The following is an 18,974-nucleotide window of genomic DNA, read 5'->3' on the forward strand; positions in this document are numbered from 1 at the left end:
GTACTTTACAGTCCTGCATCTGCAAGAGTTACGTATCCAGGGTCAATCAAAAGAGCTTTAAGATTAGTTGCGCTTACAGCGAGAATTGGTTCTGTTATTACAGGTATATCTTTTTCTGATCCACTGTTATTTACAAAAATAGAAATATCTTCGAGTTGAGATAATTTTCCATTAACATTTAGAGAACTACATTCTTGAGCAACATCAGTAGAGATTTTCTGAATGTTTTCGATAGAAGTCATCCATTGCTTTCCATTTACAAGATTTGGTAAGGCATCTTTGTAAGCGCCGTAGCCAGTAATAACAGGCCATTTTGAGTCGTTTAACAATTCATTCGCTGAATCTTTAAGCTCAGAATCTTCAGTATTTTTATTCTCTTTATTGGATTCAGATGAATTCAAATCATTATTTTTTGTGGTAGATTTTTGTGATTCATTATTTTTCGCAGTAGAAGCAGGCGTTGGAACCTTTTTCTTAGTCAAATTTCGTTTTCCTATAAAGCTTCCGATTATATCTGGAAGAGTAAAGGAAGGGTTAATATCTGCAGAGCTTCCCTTATATCCAAGGTCTTCAAGAGCTTTTTCCACTTGCATAACAACTTGATCATCTAAAGCAATAATGCCATCTACGTGTTTTGTGGAAGTTGTTCCGTTATCATTCTTTATTACTAATCTCGAATTAAGTTCTGCCTTAACAGAGTCAGAATTATCTGCGTCGAAAGCAGCATTTTCCCAGTCATTCTCTGTTGAATCCTTACTAAGTTTTCCAGAAGGTGAAATCATTAATCCAGATGCGAAATAAGGTTTTAGAATTTTCCAGATTCCAGCAAAAGCAAGTCGCGCGAATTCATCATCAAATTCTTGAATTTTGGAACTTGAATTATCAGAATCTGAATTACCATGAGTATTTACTCCAAAATGCATATGAACATCTTGTTTTTGATTGTGGCAAGGCAAAAGTACTTCTACGCTTTTTGGATTATCTTTAGAAGCCTGATTTAATGCTAATTTTTGCACAAGAGTATACGCTTGAATTTCTCCAATGCTCTGAGCAGAAGAAAGTTTGAAGAATGCATCTGGCTTAAAATCTCTAGTAAGCCTAGATAACATAACGACATGCATGCCAGCTTTTTTAGCCAAATCTAATGACGATGTAAGTCTATTTTCTGCTTCCTCTTGTGATTTTAGATCTTCTTCTTTTAGTTGCTCTTTAGGTGTTGTGGGTTGAGTTACGTAATCACCATAATTATTATTACCGTTTTTATTACTCCAAGGAGCAACAACAATAGTCGTATTAGAAAGTTGCTTTTTTACGATGCTATGGATATCTCTGATACTTGTTTTCTTGTTTTTATTTTTAGAAGAATTTTTTGTTTTTAAAGATGTAATCATGCTTACAACGTAATCTTGAATATCTTGACTTTGATCGTATAAGCTGCTGGACGATTTAGTAGTAATAGAATTTTCTGAAAATCCTTGCTTTTTTAACGATTTTACTATTTCTGGAACAAGATTATCCCATGTACTTAATGGAGTTTTTCTACTTAAATTTAGACCATCAGAAGGCGTAAAAACTATAACGTTGCCGTGATTCACTTGAGGCTTTGCGCTAGGCGATGCGTTTTTTGCATTGCTCGATCCGCATGCGCAAATCGCAAGAAGCATTGTACTAGATACTACAAGAGCAATAGTTTTGCGCAAAATATGCTTATGCGTGCGAATCATAGTAGTTAAGGCCTTTCGTAAATTTTAGTTTTGTGCTTACTTTTATATTAGTGTCTATTAAATTATCTAATGCAAATTTAGCGATTAAGCAAATCCAAGCACATATCTCGGTATTCGCTAACGTAGCCTCCACCAAAGAAGACACAATGTCCAGCAATAGGGTAGAGCTGCCAAATTGTCATGCGATTTTCAAAACCAGATTTTAATGGATGAACAGATTGATAGCCATCTAAAATCTGCTTAAAATAGCTAATCCCAAACAGTTGCAGCATTGCTAAGTCTTCCTCACGATGGCCGCCGTGAGCTGCAGGATCAATTAAAACAGCTTCTGTGTGTTCGCCATCTTCGCTTTTAGTCCAAAGCACATTTCCACTCCACAAGTCTCCATGGACTCGCGCTGGTTTATCTTCAGATGCTTTTCCCAGCAAATCTGGCATAGCATCAATAACTTTATTTGTAAGATCTAAATCGTTTTTTGTAAGGCTTCCTCTAGAAATACCAAGATTTACCATTGGTAAAAGTCTGCCTTCTGCCAAATAGTCAATAACATTACTCCAAGTGCCACAATCCATTTTTACAGGGTCGCTTAATGGTCCAAAATAGCATGTGCCATCATAATCTGCAGGTGGCTCCCCAAAATATTTCGCACCGAAATCGTGCATATGCGCCAAAGATGCTCCAAATTCAAACGATGCTAAAGGAGTAGGGCTTGTAGTTTCAATGCGTTCAATGTTTAAGTAGTCTTTTCCCCAATCAAAAACTTTAGCTACTTTAGGCCCGCCATAGTCGTAAGCTTCTCGAAGCCAATTAAGGCCACGACCTTCGCATTCAAAGAATCGTTCTGGTGCGTATGATCTACTCTTTTTATACACGTTATTACTCATAGCAACCTTCTTAATGTAGTAGCATATGCGGCTTATAGTTACACACTTAATAAATATTTTATGAATAAACTAAATTATTCCTATCATCACTATTCTAATGAAGTATTAGCACAATGAGCGATGCTGCGTTTAATTTGCAATAAGATTAGTACAATACTTACGCCAAGTAGGATGTGTCCGATTCCTGCTAAACCAGTTATGGAAAAATCTATAGATGGACTGAGATGTAGACGCATTACTTGTGCAATTCCACGAGTAATCATCATTACTGCTGTTAGGTTGAGTCCAATATGATAAGTTATTAAGATTCTCGTAGTTTTTTCGTTACTAAAACTGAAGTTTTTCTCAAATAGTATGAGTAACAGAAAAACAACCATTCCAAGCATAAAGTAGTGTGTGTGAACTATAGCAAGCACAGTCTTTTCATGGAAAGCATTAAATTTTGTAAATTCGCGATAAAAGACGCCGCCAATCATGGCGAAGACAGCATACAACAAAGACGTATTAATATAACGTTTCATAACATGGTTCATAGTAACTTCCTTACGTAGAGTGATAGTCAAATATTTCTTAGTAATGTTGATGTTGTTACAAGTGTTTGTAAGCGCTATTGCATAGTATGAGTGTTTTTGTAACGCGGACATGCAGTTTTAGCAAAATGATACCCAAAAAGCAATCCTGCTAGAGTAAGAGCAGAACCTAATCCCGTATAAAATACGGCTATAAATTGTTCTGGAGCTATATTTGTTGCACGAAGAACAATTCCAAAAGTCATCATAAAAGCCATGATTATAAAAGATTTAACGTCAAAGAATTTAAGGAAAAATTGCTTGTTTTCTTTGTATGCGTTAATCCTAGCAGTATGTTTTTTAACAAGTTTTCCGAAAATAAACACTTGGAATATTGCAAAAACAGCTAAAGATAAAGCGAAATTAATAGGAGATAAAAAGTTTGAGTAAGCAATAATACCAATCCTAAGAATGTTGAATCCGGCAAAACACCATACAATGCATGCGATTAATAAAAGTGTGTTCTTTGATACCTTCATAACTAACCTCGTTAAATCACATTATTCTTAATAAAATCTTATGTTGAACGTTTAAAACAATTGTAGTAATGATTTTCATGAAAAACGCTAAATAAGAGTATTTTGTGAATTGTGCATTAAAACTTTCAAAAAACACAATAAAATATGGATAAAAGTTGTAAAAAGTGTTGCAAATTGACGATATGAGTCGCTATAGTGCTTGTTTATGGAAGACAACGATCAACAGTATTCAACAGCTGACAATAAAGCTACTATTGCTGAGCCAGCTTTTCGTTACAATGCGCAGCTCGCACAAGATATTGAGCAGCGCTGGCAAAAGACTTGGGACGAGCAAGGCACGTTCTGGGCTGCTAATGTTAAGGGCGATTTGAAGGATGGCGAAGGCAGATTGGCTTGTGGCCGTCCTTCTTTCTTTGCAATGGACATGTTCCCTTATCCTTCTGGAAAGGGCTTACATGTTGGACATCCTCTTGGATATTTGGCAACGGATGTTGTGAGCCGATATCACCGTATGAAGGGTGAGAATGTTCTTCACGCGATGGGCTACGACGCTTTTGGACTTCCTGCAGAACAATATGCTGTTCAAACAGGTCAGCATCCTCGCATTACTACTGAGGCAAATATTGCAAATATGCGCAGGCAGTTGCATCGCATGGGATTGAGCTTTGACGATCGTAGATCTTTTGCAACTATTGATACAAACTACGTTCGTTGGACTCAATGGATTTTCTCGAAGCTTTATGACGCTTGGTATGACCCTGATTTTGTACGCAAAGATGGCGGTAAAGGTTCTGCTCGACCAATTGCTGAGTTAGTTGATGAGTTTAAGAGCGCAAAGCGCGAAATTCCTGGTTTTGCTGACAAAAAGTGGGAAGAGCTCAATAAAGTAGAGCAAGCGGATGTGTTGAATGACTTCCGCATTGCTTACATTTCTAAGTCTCCTGTAAATTGGTGTCCAGGATTGGGAACTGTGCTTGCAAACGAGGAAGTTACTGCAGAAGGTAAATCTGAGCGCGGAAACTTCCCAGTATTCCAGCGCAATCTTCGTCAGTGGTCCATGCGAATTACAGCTTATGCTCATCGCTTGGTTGAAGATTTGGATACTATTGATTGGCCAGAAAAAGTTAAGCTTATGCAGCGAAACTGGATTGGCGAATCTCACGGTGCTTCCGTGCATTTTGAAGTTGAATGTGCAGATGGTGAAATGCGCGATTTGGAAGTATACACTACTCGTCCAGATACGCTTTTTGGTACAACTTTTGCTGTTGTTTCTGTAGATCACCCGATTCTTGAGCACGTTCCAGAAGCGTGGGAAGCTAGCGTTCCAGAAAGCTGGAAGGGTGGCTACGCAAGCCTTAAGGAAGGATTGGCAGAGTATCAGGCTCAAGCTCGCGCTAAAACCGCTAAAGATCGTACGGAAGACGCTGGTGCAAAAACTGGTTTGTTTACTGGTCTTTACGCAATTAATCCTGTAACTGGAGCAAAACTTCCGCTGTTTGTTGCAGATTATGTGCTTATGGGTTATGGAACGGGCGCAATTATGGCAGTTCCTGGCGGCGACCAGCGCGATTATGATTTTGCTAAAGCTTTCGGCTTGTCTGTAATTTACACTGTTAAGCCTTTGCCTGATTCTGTCGAAAAGCTAGAAGATTATGATGGCAAAGCTCCGTTTGTTTCTCACGATGGAATTGTTATTAACTCTTCTGTGGAGCATACTTATAAGCTCGGTGACGCTTTGTCTATTAACGGTTTGCGAGTAGATGAAGCTATTAAAAAAGTGACGACTTGGCTTGAAGCAGCAGGCGTAGGCGTTGGTAAGGTTTCTTACAGACTTCGCGATTGGCTGTTCTCTAGGCAGCGCTACTGGGGTGAGCCATTCCCAATCGTTTATGATGAGGATGGTGTTGCTCACCTTGTGCCGGATAGTGAGCTTCCAATTGCATTGCCAGACGTTCCAGATTATCAGCCAAAAACTTACGCTCCAGACGACGCAAATTCTGAGCCTGAAGCACCTTTGAGCCGAAACGAGGATTGGGTTAAAGTTCAGCTTGATCTTGGTGACGGTGTAAAAACCTACTATCGCGACACCAACACTATGCCAAACTGGGCTGGTTCATGCTGGTATTACATGCGTTACTTGGATCCAAACGACGCTGAGCATATGGTTGACAGCGACGAATACGACTATTGGATGGGTACGAATCGACCAGGCAAGGAACATATTTCTGGAGGCGTTGACCTTTATGTTGGAGGCGTAGAGCATGCAGTTTTGCACTTGCTTTACTCGCGCTTCTGGCATAAGGCGCTTTACGACTTGGGTTACGTTGATTCTGCTGAGCCTTTCCATCGCTTGTTTAACCAGGGTATGATTCAGGCTTACGCTTACACGGATGAGCGCGGGCAGTACGTGCCAGCTGATGAGGTTGAGGAAGGCGCTAATAACGGCGTTGGTGAGCCAACATTTACGTGGCACGGCGAAACCGTGAATCGCGAGTTTGGAAAGATGGGTAAGAGCCTAAAGAATATTGTGACTCCAGACTACATGTACGAAAACTACGGTGCAGACACGTTCCGTTTGTATGAAATGAGCATGGGTCCACTTTCTGAGTCTCGCCCATGGAATACGCGTAACGTTGTTGGAGGCATGCGATTCTTGCAACGCTTGTGGCGTAACGTTGTAAACGAAGAAACTGGCGCTTGCGTAGTAACAGAAGATGCTTTGGACGAAAAGACGCTAAAGCTTCTTAACAACACGATTGCAGAAGTAACTGTAGAAATGGAAGCAATGCGTCCAAACACTGCGATTGCTAAGCTGATTGTGTTGAATAATCACTTAACGTCTCTGCCTCACGTGCCTCGCGCAGCAGTTGAGCCGCTTGTTCTTATGCTTTCTCCAATTGCACCGCATATTTGTGAAGAAATGTGGAGCAAGCTTGGACATACTAAGTCGATTGCTCACGCAGATTGGCCAGTTGAAGATTCCCGCTACGTTGGTGCGGATACTGTTACAGCTGTTGTGCAAATCAAGGGCAAGGTTCGCGCAAAGCTTGAAGTTGACCCGAATATTGATGCTAGTGAGCTTGAAAAGCTTGCTTTAGAGGCCGTAGCTGATCGCTTGGGTGGAAAGAAGCCGCGCAAGGTAATCGTGAAAGCACCAAAGATTGTGTCTATTGTGCCAGATGAAAGTTGAAACTCAATGTTTTCTAGGCAAAATAGCCTTTAACCACATTGGTTAATTTTACTTGAAAGATGCTTATCTTCATTTAATAGTGGAGGTAAGCATCTTTTTTTTTTATTTAACAATCAAAAATAAATAGTCTGAAACGAAGGAGGTGGTTAAAATGAACAAAAACAATAGTAACGTTCTAGAAAGATTGGCAGCTATTGATGCTTTAAATAATAATTATGAAAATTCAAATTATTTGCAAAATACTTTGAATGATGATTCTAAAAATCGCATATTGGCACAAGAGAAAAACAATTCTATAGATTATCAGCTTGCTGATTTTTGCATAAGCTCAAAAGATTCTGCTTCAAATATTTATAATCTTAATAAACGAAATAATTTTGAAACAAGAAATCTCGTTAGATTACGAATAAAACCAGTACATGCTTTGTCTATTATGCTAATTCTCGTAGTATTCTTAGCATCAAGTTTAACCATGCTCATATGTCAATCTAGAACTTATAACAAGATTTATTCTTATCAAGCAAAGAGAGAATCTAAAGTTAAATCTTTAAGTAAAAAATTTGAATCAAATAATAAAGATGATGATGAATATAGCAATGATTCTAAAGAGGATTCTAAAAAAGACTTACATACAAATGAGACTAAAGATTTAACTGTTAAAAATAAAAATGAAGATTTTAGTGATAGCACGCACAAAATTAATGAAAATGATATAAGCAAAAATAATAGTGTCAACAAAGATAAAAGCGGTTGCATAAATATAAACACAGCAGGGTTGGAAGAATTACAAACTCTAAAAAGTATAGGGCCAAAAATGGCTCAAAGAATATTAGATATGCGTAAAAAGTTGCGTGTTTTTAAGCGGGTTGAAGATCTTATGCAAGTTAAAGGAATTGGGCAAAAGACTTTTTTAAAACTTAAATCAGCAATCTGCATTAAGTAAATTTATGTTATTTTTAAGGTTGGAAAATGAAAGAATTATATTGGGATCTTGAAAATGGAAACAAAGATTTTAGGCTTGTTCCTATTGCATTTAGCGTATGGTTTGGTTGCTTATTCGCTCGATTTATAGTTGATTCACAACAAGATTTTTTCTGTATGATAATCGCAATATTATCATTTGCTCTTTTGTGCTTTTATACTATTTTTTCAATGGGGAATTGCATTTTTACGTGCCGCTTAAAGAATACAACTGATTACAAAAGTCGCATAAAATCAAAGTTTTATGAGTTAATTAAAAAATTAAAAATAATAGGATACAAGCATGCTTTTTTAACAAGTTTTTGTACGTTTCTAGCAGCTTTTATAATGTGTTCAATTATTCTAAACATAGAACATATGGACCCTGTTTTTAATGCTATTAAAGATCTAAGACAAAGTGATACAGAATATAAATTTAATAGAAAAAACGATGTTCAATCCATCAGATTGCTTATGGATATAACGTCTCCTCCAAGAGTATCGCAATCCTTTAAGGGGGATTGCGTATTAAACGTGAATGTAAAACAGATTGAAATTATGGATAAAGAAAAAGTTATTAGTAGGAGTAAAAGCTTTGTGTCTGCTAAACTTTACGCTTTTAATCCAGATTGCAAAATAATGAACTACGGATACAAGATAAGTAGTTTTGGAAAAATTTCGATTTCAAAATTTGACTCTCATGCGATAGACATTCAAGTTCCTAAAGCAAACAAAACAGATAAAACGAAATTATATAAAGTAGAAGTTATTGAAAAAGCTAATCTTTTTAAGAGATTACTAAATACATTGTGGAAAGAATTTTACAATGTGACTAGTTCTTTAGATGAACAGGGTCAAATGCTTGTTCCTGGTCTTACTGTAGGACTTTTGGGACAAGAGCATTTAAGTGATGTAGAAGATTTACGAAAAGTTAGTATCGATAGCACTTATGCGAATACTATGAAACAAAGATTCAAAATAGCTGGAATAATGCACCTTATGGCGGTTTCTGGAGGACATTTTTTGCTTTTATCTTGCGTTATTCGTAAGACATGTGCTTTTTTGCTTTTGCCAAGAGTAGTGAGCGCAATATTTGAAGCTTGTGGTCATATTCTTTTATCGTGTATTGTGTATCCGTCGGCATCTGTTCTTAGAGCGCTTATAATGGGTTTAATTTCTGCCGGGGCATTAATGTTTTCTAGACAATACCAGTCTGCTAGTGCTTTAAGTATAACTGTTATAAGTGTTCTTTTTATTTGTCCAAAATATGCATGGGATTATTCGTTTGCTCTTTCTGTTTGCGCAACTTTTGGAATAATTGTTTGTGGAATGTCTTTAAGAAGAATCTTTTTAAGATATATGCCGTCTAGTCTTGCAAGCGCATTAAGCATAACGTTGTGTGCACAGTGTTTTACGCTTCCTGTACAAATATTAATGCAACCGCAAGTATCTTTTATATCTGTTATAGCGAATTTAATTGTTGCACCTTTTGTTGATTTTGCAACAATATTTGGTCTGCTTTCGCTTATATGCGCTAATTGGAGTTATTCTATTTCTCTGATTTTTGCCACAATTTCATCTTTTGGAACAAACATTATGGCAAATTGCGCATGGTATTTGGGAGATTTACAAATTGGAACAATACCTTGGGTTAATGGATCTTTAGGTGCGTGGCTAATTGCGTTTGCTGAATTCGCTATCTTTTTATTAGTACTTATCATAAATAAATATTTTAGAAAAAGTGAATCATATAATAGTTTAAGGATACTTTTACAAGTTAAGTCAAATCGTTTTAAGCAGCTTATAAATGATTCAACAAAACTTTTTGAATGATTAAGTGTTTTAAGTTTTATATAGTTTGTACAATTAATAGGCGTGCAAAATTAAGCGGATTAAATAAAAACAAGGATAGTCGCGTTAGTTAAATCGTGAGAATATAAATATTCTTAAGGAGTACGTATGCAAGCGTTAAAAAAATTTGCGCCATTTACAGTTGTGGTTGGCGGTGATGCGTATTTAAATGATTTAAACGCGCGCGACTTAAAAACTCGCATATTAGGCTCCTACCCAGATGCAGATGTTATAAATTTAGACGCATTAAATGCCGATAAATATGCTTTTATAACTGCTACAGGACCATCACTTTTTTCTAGCGGAACAATTGTTGTTATTAATAATCTTGAACAAGCTAATGAAGATTTAGTCGAAGCAATAATAGGGTTTTGTACTAGAGAATCTAAATCTAATAACAATGATTGCTGGGTTATTGCGCGCCACGAAGGAGGTGTTAAAGGAAAGTCAATTGTTACAAAACTTGAAAAAGCTGGAGTAAGTAAAATAACTGTACCAGATCTTAAAAAAGATGATGCAAGATTGAATTTTGTGCTAAGTCTTTTTGAAAGGCAAAATCGTAGTATAGAGCCTGCAGCAGCTGGACGCATAACAGAAGTCTTAGGTGGGAAAACCGATCAATTAGCGGCTCTTTGTTCTCAATTGTGCTTTGATTTTGAAGATAACCCAATCACACTAAAAATAGTTGACCAATATTTAATATCGGATCCGCAAGTAACTGGATTTTTTGTAGCAGATAAAGCTGCAGAAGGTAACTATGCTCAAGCTATTCTTGCATCAAGAAGAGCGATTTTACAAGGCGTTGATGCTATAGCATTGATTGGGGCTTTGGCTGCAAAAATGCGAATAATTACAAAGGCTATAGCTGTTAAAAACGGGGAAATTTCTAATGCTCAAGCAAAAGTTAACCCTTGGGCGTTAAAAATGGCTATGAGAGATTTAGGTGGATGGAACGATGATGGGATTCGTAAGTGTTTTAAATGTTTAGCGTGGGCAGATGAGCAATGCAAAGGCGGAACAAGTGATGCTGATTACGCTTTAGAAAAATGCATTAGCATGATTGCTTGTCGTGGGCGTTAATGTGAAAATTTTAAAAGCATAAAGTGTTAAAACATAGAGTGTTAAAAGTCTAATATGAAAGTGTGTGATTTTGGAAAATCATAATATCAAAAAGCTAGTAATTCCAACTGATTCGTGTATGCGAGATCTTGGAAAAACTATTGCAAAAATAGTGCATGAGACAGATGTTATTTTGCTTTCTGGTCCACTTGGTGCTGGAAAAACAACGTTCGCGCAAGGTTTTGGACAGGGCTTGGGAATAAAAGATCCGATAGTTTCCCCGACTTTTACTATTGCTAGAGAGCTAAAAGGCACATTTTCTGATGGAAAAGTTGCGAATCTTATTCATGTAGATGCTTATAGGCTTGGTGGAAAAGATTATGCTCCAGGGCAAGACACTGTTTCTAGGCTTTTAGATGAGCTTGAATCTTTAGGTTTAGATGAAGCATTGGAAGAACCAGGAGAGGGAACTGTTGTGCTTATGGAGTGGGGAGAACAGATGGCTGGTGTTCTTGCTGATGTTCGTCTTGAAATTCATATTGATAGACCGATTGATAAAGAAAAGTCAAATGAGTTTACAAGTGAAGGCAAGCGCGTTGTAACGCTTGTTCCAGTCGGAGGAGACTGGTGCGATCGCTTAAAAATTCTTGATTAAGAGTAAGCTAAATTGGTTGGTTAATTTAAGGAACAAAAATGAGCAATACGCTGATTATAGATACGTCATATGGTTCAACAGTTGGAGTTGTAGGTTATAAGCCAATAGTGGAAACGGATTCGCGTACACATGTTGAAAAGTTGCAAGTAAACATTGATTTTGCAGTAAAAAATGCTGGTCTAGAGCTTAATCAAATAGACGAGATTGTAGTTGGAGTAGGCCCTGCTCCTTTTACAGGTTTAAGAGCTGGGTTGGTTGCAGCTAAGGCGATTGCTTTTGCGAATAACGCAAAGATTCTAGGATGCAACAGTTTGCTTCCACAAAGTTTAATGATTCGTTCTGGCGCTTTTGAAGAATCGCTTAAAGATGGCGTTATCTCTAATAGTGAAATAGTCGAAAATAATGAATCTTGCGTAGCTAAACACACGTATGTTCTTTCGTTAAATGACGCTAGAAGACGCCAAGTTTATATGAGTTTATATGACGATAGTGGTTGTGCAGTAATAGAAATGGACATTGATTATCCTGCAAATATTGTTGAAAGAGTAAATCAATATTTTGAATCAAATAATATTTGCGATTATTGCGTTTGCGTTGCAGGCCATGGTGCTAAAAAATACGCTGAAGATTGGAAGAAAATCGGGAATATATGCTTAATTACAGAGGCGAGTGCTCTTGATTTAGGCGTAAAAGGATTAGAGATATTTAAGCTGTGCGCAAGTCAAAAAGACGTTATTGAACCGCTTTATTTAAGAAGACCAGACGTATCTGTTCCAAACCCGTTGAAGCACGTTTTGGGATCTGGCGCTGCTACAAAAGTGGCGGAAAAATAGGATTCAAGCGAAGTACACATATGATTGTAGACATAACTCGCTCAAAATATCCAGCTTGTGCATCAAATAGTCAAAGCTGCGCAATAGAGAAAATTGATTATGCAAAATATGAAGCAATAGTTTCTCAAATTGCAAAAATCGAAGCAGACTTGTTTGGACCAGGATGCTGGAACAAGAACATGATTTTGCAAGAGTTACAAGCACCAATGCGCGCGTATTATGCAGATGTTGATCTAAACACAAATACGGTAGCTGGGTATGCGGGATTTTGGTTTGATGGCGACGACGCTCAAATAATGACAATAGGTGTTGCAAAAGAATATCAAAAGCGAGGAATTGCAAGCAATCTTCTAAAAACTATGATTGAAAATGCAAAATCAATAGGCGCAAAACGAATGCTTTTAGAAGTTAGGGTAAATAACAATCCAGCGCTAAAACTGTATGAAAAATTCGGTTTTACAAAAATGGGATTAAGAAAAAGATACTATATGCCAGAAGGAATAGACGCATATACAATGTGCGCACAAATAGACGATTTAGAAGACTTAGAAAATTTAAAAAGCTCAAAAAGCTTAGAAGAATCTAGCGAAGCTTATAACAGCGCTAAAAGTGAGGATAATAATGAGTGAAACAATGAATAAAACAAGCGAGCCAATAGTTTTAGGCATTGAATCAACTTGCGATGAAACGGCAGCCGCAATCGTTAAAGGAAGAACATTAGTTTCTAACGTTGTAGCATCCTCAATGCAAGAACACGCACGCTACGGTGGTGTTATACCAGAAATCGCATCACGCGCGCATGCAGAAGCATTCGTGCCAGTGGTATCAAAAGCATTAGCAGATGCAAATATGGATTTAAGCGATATTGACGCTATAGCAGTAAGTGCAGGTCCGGGATTAGCAGGATGCTTAGCTGTTGGAGTTTCGGGAGCTAAAGCACTAGCAAGTGCAGCAAAAAAGCCGATTTATGGAATAAACCACGTTATTGGACACATTGCAGTAACACAATTGCAATTTGGCGATGTACCTAAAGACGTTCTAGCGCTTATAGTTTCGGGAGGTCACACTTCTCTTTTGCATGTTAATAACATTGCGCGCAGTATAGATGTTGTTGGAACAACATTAGACGACGCAGCTGGCGAATGCTTTGATAAAGTAGCTAGATTGCTTGGATTCCCTTACCCAGGGGGTCCGCATATTGATAGGCACGGGCGCCTTGGAAATCCAAATACTTTGAAAGTTCCACAAGGTCTTACGCAAGGTCGTTCTGGCAAAGAGCATCCTTACGACTTTAGTTTTTCGGGTGTCAAAACTGCTGTTGCGCGTTGGGTGGAAGCTCGCCAAGCACAAGGCTTAGAAATACCAGTTGACGACGTTTGTGCGTCTTTAGCAAACTCTGTTGCGGATGTTCTTTCTCGCAAAGCTATGATGGGCTGCGAGCAATACGGTTCAAAAACTTTGTTGATTGGTGGCGGATTCTCTGCAAACTCGCAACTTAGAGAACATCTTTTAGAGCAAGGCAAAGAGCATGGAATCGAAGTTCGTTTGCCAGAGCTTAAGCTTTGCACAGATAACGGAGCAATGGTGGCAATGCTTGGTGTGAATTTGGTGGAAGCAGGCGTTCGTCCGTCCGCTCCAGATTTTGCAATCGATTCAGCAATGCCACTTACAACCGTTAGCTTATAATAGTAAAAGTCGTTCTGAAGATAAGCGAGGTGTTTTGTGTACGAAAGCTATGCACGTAGAGGAGTTTTGCAAGTTGGTGAAAAAATCCAATTCACCGATAGAAAAGGCAAGCGAATCACAGCACAGCTTACTAAAGGCGGAGTTACACAAACCGAACACGGCATTATTTTGCACGACGATGTTATTGGCAAAACTCAAGGTGTTGTAGTAACAACAGTTAGCACAAAACGTGATTTTGAGCGTAGCAATAAGCAGCTTGACGCATCTAAAGAATCAAACAAGCCATGGATGGCAGCCCGCGCAATAGGCGGATGGGATTATGTAGTTATGCGTCCGCGATTGGCGGATTACGTTTTATCTATGCCAAGAGGCGCTCAAATCATGTATCCAAAAGATATTGCACAAGTGATTTCTTTAGGAGATATTCGCTCTGGAATGCGTGTTTTAGAGTCGGGAGCAGGCTCTGGTGCAATGAGCTTAAGTCTTTTAGACGCTGTTGGTCAAAGTGGTGAGCTTACAACAATAGAGCTTAGACCTGATTTTGCTAGAATCGCGCAACTAAACGCAACAATTTACTATGGCGAAAAACCAGAATGGTGGAATCTTTTAACTGGAGATTTTGACTCAGTAGCAAAGTCTCTTCCAGAAGGCTATTTTGATCGCATTATGCTAGATATGCTTGATCCTTGGAACAGGCTTGAACAGGCTTATAGAGTTATTGCTCCAGGTGGAGTATTGGTTGCGTACGTAACAACCACAACGCAAATGTCTAGAATGGCACAAAGTTTGCGTGCTTCTGGAGTTTGGACAGAACCAGAGATTCAAGAAACGTTAGAAAGAACTTGGAAAGCACAAGATTTAGCAGTTAGACCAGATCACGCAATGATAGGTCATACTGGTTTTCTGGTTATTTCGCGCGCAATGGCGCAAGGATTTAATGCGTTAAAAAAGCGCGATCGTGCTACAAAAGATACTGTTAGCGATATTGATGACTTAACTCCCGAAGAGCGCGCAGAACAGTTAGAAGACTTGTCTCTTAGAGATATATCCGATAGAAAGCTTAGAAAAGTCCTTAGAGATTTAGATTTGCAAATCGCACAATTACCTAACTCAAATCCAAAGCCTGATAAGGCTAACTGAAGACTGAGGAGATTAAAATGGCGGCGTCAATCAAAAAAATCGTTAAAAAAGTAAAGCACGCAAAATATGTGCTGCTACTAATGCGCCACGCAAAAGCACAGCCGCCAACAATGGGAGACGATTGGGGAAGGGACCTTAGCGATAAAGGTTTAAAACAAGCAAAAATCATGGCAAAAGGTTTGCAATCTCTAAAGCTTGTTCCAGACTACATTATTTGTTCAAGTGCAAATCGCACCGAACAAACGATGCACAAAATGCTTAAAAAGTTCGGAGATTCTCCAATAGTAGCGTCAAGAAAAAGCTTATATGATGGCGGAATGCAGTCTGTAATGGATGAGCTTTGTGCGATTAGGAGCGATTCTAGAATAACAATGATTATTGGTCATGAGCCAACAATGTCGATGGCTGCGCAATGGCTTTCTTCTCCAGATTCAGATCCTGATATATTAGGAACAATGCGACTCGGGTTAGCTAATGCTTCGATTATTGTTTTAGTATCCGACGTACCTTTTGCATCTTGCGGTTTGCGAGGAGCTAAAGCGTTGGGAATTATAACCCCAAAGGATTTTGAATAGTAAAATACGCATAAATTTGCATAAAATCCTTATAAAATTTGCATAAAATCCACACGAATCATCTGCATAAATCTGCATATAAGTTTAGGTTATAACGACACCCCCAAATAGCTAATGACCTCATTAAGCCAAATGTTTGCTAGGCTGAATCAGGTTGTTAATTATTTGGAGGATATATGCATACTGTTCTTACGTCCGTACAGGGATTCCCACGAATCGGCGCAAATCGCGAGCTTAAAAAAGTTATTGAACGCTATTGGAAAAAAGACGCAACTCTAGAAGAAGTAAGACAAGTTGCAAAAGATTTGCGCAAAAAGCATTGGAAAATCCAAACAGAATCTGGAATAGAACTTATACCAAGTAATGATTTTAGCTATTATGATCAAATGCTAGACACAGCAATCCTGCTTGGTGCAGTGCCAGAACGGTACAAGAATCTAGAGTTTGAAAATGCAGAAGATACGCTTTTTGCAATCGCACGCGGATATCAAGGTGAACGCGGAGACGTAACAGCGCTTCCAATGAAAAAGTGGTTCACAACCAACTACCACTACATTGTTCCCGAAGTAGAAAATCCGCAAGATTTGCATTTAGCTGGCACAAAACCATTCGACGAGTTCAATGAAGCAAAAGCACTCGGAATTGAAACAAAACCAGTGTTGATTGGACCATACACCTTCTTAAAACTAGCGCGCACCCCGCAAGCACAAGAATTAGAAGCAAACAAAGAGACGATTGAAGCATTAGCAAACGCGTATTGCGATATTGTAAAACGATTTGCAAGTCTTGGAGCAAAATGGTTGCAATTCGACGAACCATACTTGTGCTTAGATAAAGAAGATGGAGATTTAAGGATTTTTAGCGACTTATATAATCCGATTCTTCAAAGCAGATTTGAAAGCGCGGATAATGCTGAAAACGTTAAAATTTTGCTTAACACTTATTTTGGCAATATTTTAGACTCGTACAAAACACTAAACGATTTGGCATTTGATGCAATTGGCTTAGATTTTGTAGAAGGCAAAGAAGAAAACCTTGAAGCTTTGCAAAAATATGGAGTAAACGAGAAAACAACTATTTTTGCAGGAGTTGTAAACGGCAGAAACATTTGGAAAAATGATTACGCGCAAAGCCTTGGCTTGCTAGATGCTTTGCAAAAAAACGTTACTAATCGCATAGCTGTTTCCACTGCATGCTCGCTTTTGCATGTTCCATTTAGTACGGATGGAGAAGAGCTTGGCGAAGACGTATTAAAGCATTTTGCGTTTGCTGTAGAAAAGTTGAAAGAAGTAAGCGAAATCGCTAAGCTTTGCGTTTTGAATGATGATGAGCTTAAAAATAGCGAGGAATTAGCGCAAAATCAGGCATTATTCGATGGGTCTAGAGTAAAAGTAGACGAAAATGTTAAAGCGCGAATCGCAAGTCTTAAGCCAGAAGATTTTGAGCGAAAGCCATCTCGCGCGGAGCGTCAAAAATTACAAAAAGAAGCATTAGGATTGCCTGATTTGCCTACAACAACTATCGGATCCTTCCCTCAAACAAAAGAAATAAGATCGATTCGAGCGCTTTATAGAAAAGGCGAAATTAGCAAAGAAGAATACAACGCGTTTATTGCCAAGCAAATAGACGAGTGCATAGAACACCAGGAGCGCATTGGCTTAGACGTTCTTGTACATGGCGAATTTGAGCGAAACGACATGGTTGAATACTTCGGCCAGCATTTGCACGGATTTAAGTTTACAAAAAACGCTTGGGTGCAGTCTTATGGAACTCGATGCGTAAAGCCTCCAATCGTTTGGAGCGACGTTTCTAGAGCGCAGCCAATCACAGTAGAGTGGAGTGCGTATGCTCAAAGCCGCACAAACCATGTCATGAAAGGCATGCTAACGGGGCCTGTTACGATTCTTAACTGGTCTTGGCCTCGCGAAGATATTACGCACGAAGAGCAAACTCAGCAGCTTGCTCTTGCTATTCGAGATGAAGTCTTGGACTTGGAGCGTGCTGGAATTCGCGTAATTCAAATCGATGAGGCAGCGCTACGAGAAAAGCTTCCGCTTAGACGTTCGGATTGGCATAAGAAGTATTTGGACTGGGCGATTGCAGCTTTCCGTCTTGTGCACTCTGCTGTAGCTGCTACTACGCAAATCCACACTCATATGTGCTATTCGGAATTCAACGACATTATTCGAGACATTGATGCAATGGATGCGGACGTGATATCGTTTGAAGCTTCGCGCGGAGATCTAGTTGTTTTGGACGCTATTCATAACGCGAACTTTGAAACAGAAGCTGGCCCTGGTGTTTATGATATTCACTCTCCTCGCGTTCCTAGCGAAGATGAGATTGTTAACAGGATTCACGAGATTTTGCACAAAATGCCAGCAGACAAGCTGTGGATTAATCCAGATTGTGGCTTGAAAACTCGCGGAAATGCAGAAACTTGGGTTAGCTTGCAAAATCTTGTTTCGGCAGCTAAAACAGTTAGAAGCGAATTGGGCGGTAGTCTAAAATGACGTACAAACCAAAGTTTTCGCTAGAGGTGTTTCCGCCTAAAAGAACATCTCCAATAGGTACGATTTACGACACTTTAGATGGCTTAAGGGGATTGGATCCAGATTTTATATCTGTAACTTATGGAACTGGAAAATCTTCGGATCGAACTGCTACTGCTAGAATCGCCAACACTATTCGATCGGAGTATGGCATTAAAACTGTTGCTCACTTAACAGCAAGATACTTGGATTATGACGATGTTGACGAAGCTTTAGATATGTTTGATAAGGCAGGCGTTAGTGGCGTTTTAGCTTTGCGCGGAGACGTTATTGAAAATCAGAATGCTGCTGGAGTATTTAATCACGCAAGCGATTTAGTATCATATATTCACTCAAAGCGCCCAGATTTGCCTATTTTGGGTGCATGCTACCCAGAAAAACATCCAGAAGCTGTTACTTTGCAAGAAGACATCGATAATCTAAAGCGAAAAGTTGATGCTGGAGTAACTCACTTGATTTCGCAACTTTTTTACAATAATGATGACTTTTTGCACTTTAGGGATTTAGCTAGAAAAGCTGGCATTAACGTTCCAATTGAAGCTGGAGTTATGCCTGTTGTAAATGCTAATCAAGTTAAGCGAATGACAAAAATGTGCTCTTCTAAAATAAGTGAGCCAGTTTTAGCAATGATTGAGCGATGGGGAAGTAACCCAGAAGTCTTGCAAGACGCTGGAAGCATATTTGCGTCTCAACAGATTAACGATTTAGTTGCGGAAGGCGTAGATGGGATACACTTGTACACAATGAATCGTCCTGGTGTTACCAGAAGCATTTGGTCAAACGTTAAGCCACTTTTTACTAAGATAGTGTAAATTTG

The 18,974-nt window shown here is 38.7% G+C and carries 16 protein-coding genes; 12 read left to right on the forward strand and 4 right to left on the reverse strand.

The annotated features are described in order from the left end of the window. Nucleotides 1-5: 5 nt before the first annotated feature. From HXT19_RS02865 to HXT19_RS02880, 4 genes are all read right to left on the reverse strand, one after another. Complete coding sequence (locus HXT19_RS02865; protein WP_285068768.1) at nt 6-1,724, reverse strand: hypothetical protein; 1,719 nt, start codon at nt 1,722-1,724, stop codon at nt 6-8. A 77-nt stretch (nt 1,725-1,801) separates the two neighbouring features. Next, the gene (locus tag HXT19_RS02870; RefSeq protein WP_014554619.1) at nt 1,802-2,608 is read right to left on the reverse strand and encodes a fructosamine kinase family protein; all 807 of its coding nucleotides are present in this window, start codon (nt 2,606-2,608) and stop codon (nt 1,802-1,804) included. A gap of 89 nt (nt 2,609-2,697) precedes the next feature. Next, nucleotides 2,698-3,141 (reverse strand): DUF2871 domain-containing protein, encoded by a 444-nt coding sequence (locus tag HXT19_RS02875; protein ID WP_004111798.1) that lies wholly within the window; start codon nt 3,139-3,141, stop codon nt 2,698-2,700. A 74-nt stretch (nt 3,142-3,215) separates the two neighbouring features. After that, a complete protein-coding gene (locus tag HXT19_RS02880; protein ID WP_004111796.1) occupies nt 3,216-3,656 on the reverse strand; it encodes a hypothetical protein in 441 nt (146 codons plus the stop codon). Nucleotides 3,657-3,861: 205 nt separating this feature from the next. Between HXT19_RS02880 and leuS the strand changes: the two genes are divergently transcribed. The 12 genes from leuS to metF all read left to right on the forward strand — a co-directional run bounded on the left by leuS (nt 3,862) and on the right by metF (nt 18,969). Next, on the forward strand, nt 3,862-6,846 hold the full coding sequence (leuS, locus tag HXT19_RS02885; protein ID WP_422119748.1) for a leucine--tRNA ligase: 2,985 nt from the start codon (nt 3,862-3,864) through the stop codon (nt 6,844-6,846). 151 nt (nt 6,847-6,997) lie between these two features. Further along, on the forward strand, nt 6,998-7,789 hold the full coding sequence (locus HXT19_RS02890) for a ComEA family DNA-binding protein (RefSeq protein ID WP_004111792.1): 792 nt from the start codon (nt 6,998-7,000) through the stop codon (nt 7,787-7,789). Nucleotides 7,790-7,815: 26 nt separating this feature from the next. After that, nucleotides 7,816-9,639, forward strand: coding sequence for a ComEC/Rec2 family competence protein (locus tag HXT19_RS02895; protein ID WP_101887819.1), 1,824 nt, complete (start codon nt 7,816-7,818; stop codon nt 9,637-9,639). 126 nt (nt 9,640-9,765) lie between these two features. Continuing rightward, the gene (gene holA, locus HXT19_RS02900) at nt 9,766-10,737 is read left to right on the forward strand and encodes a DNA polymerase III subunit delta (RefSeq protein ID WP_004115218.1); all 972 of its coding nucleotides are present in this window, start codon (nt 9,766-9,768) and stop codon (nt 10,735-10,737) included. Nucleotides 10,738-10,855: 118 nt separating this feature from the next. After that, a complete protein-coding gene (tsaE, locus tag HXT19_RS02905; protein WP_020760277.1) occupies nt 10,856-11,371 on the forward strand; it encodes a tRNA (adenosine(37)-N6)-threonylcarbamoyltransferase complex ATPase subunit type 1 TsaE in 516 nt (171 codons plus the stop codon). Nucleotides 11,372-11,409: 38 nt separating this feature from the next. Next, entirely contained in the window at nt 11,410-12,204 is a 795-nt protein-coding gene (tsaB, locus tag HXT19_RS02910; protein ID WP_004117227.1) for a tRNA (adenosine(37)-N6)-threonylcarbamoyltransferase complex dimerization subunit type 1 TsaB, read from the forward strand. Nucleotides 12,205-12,224: 20 nt separating this feature from the next. Then, on the forward strand, nt 12,225-12,833 hold the full coding sequence (gene rimI, locus HXT19_RS02915) for a ribosomal protein S18-alanine N-acetyltransferase (protein ID WP_004111784.1): 609 nt from the start codon (nt 12,225-12,227) through the stop codon (nt 12,831-12,833). Next, nucleotides 12,826-13,890 carry a tRNA (adenosine(37)-N6)-threonylcarbamoyltransferase complex transferase subunit TsaD gene (gene tsaD, locus HXT19_RS02920; RefSeq protein ID WP_013399577.1) on the forward strand — a complete coding sequence of 355 codons (1,065 nt, stop codon included), beginning with the start codon at nt 12,826-12,828 and terminating at the stop codon, nt 13,888-13,890. The genes rimI and tsaD overlap by 8 nt, the downstream gene beginning before the upstream one ends. Nucleotides 13,891-13,926: 36 nt before the next feature. Further along, nucleotides 13,927-15,030, forward strand: a complete 1,104-nt coding sequence (locus HXT19_RS02925; RefSeq protein ID WP_020759509.1) for a tRNA (adenine-N1)-methyltransferase — start codon at nt 13,927-13,929, stop codon at nt 15,028-15,030. 17 nt (nt 15,031-15,047) lie between these two features. After that, nucleotides 15,048-15,605 carry a SixA phosphatase family protein gene (locus HXT19_RS02930; protein ID WP_004117220.1) on the forward strand — a complete coding sequence of 186 codons (558 nt, stop codon included), beginning with the start codon at nt 15,048-15,050 and terminating at the stop codon, nt 15,603-15,605. A gap of 176 nt (nt 15,606-15,781) precedes the next feature. Beyond that, complete coding sequence (metE, locus tag HXT19_RS02935; RefSeq protein ID WP_004138028.1) at nt 15,782-18,118, forward strand: 5-methyltetrahydropteroyltriglutamate--homocysteine S-methyltransferase; 2,337 nt, start codon at nt 15,782-15,784, stop codon at nt 18,116-18,118. After that, entirely contained in the window at nt 18,115-18,969 is an 855-nt protein-coding gene (gene metF / locus HXT19_RS02940) for a methylenetetrahydrofolate reductase [NAD(P)H] (protein WP_004137981.1), read from the forward strand. The genes metE and metF overlap by 4 nt, the downstream gene beginning before the upstream one ends. The last annotated feature ends 5 nt before the right edge of the window (nt 18,970-18,974 follow it).

Origin of the sequence: Gardnerella sp. DNF00038 (assembly GCF_049262855.1) — a bacterium.
In the GTDB taxonomy this organism is placed as follows: domain Bacteria; phylum Actinomycetota; class Actinomycetes; order Actinomycetales; family Bifidobacteriaceae; genus Bifidobacterium; species Bifidobacterium vaginale.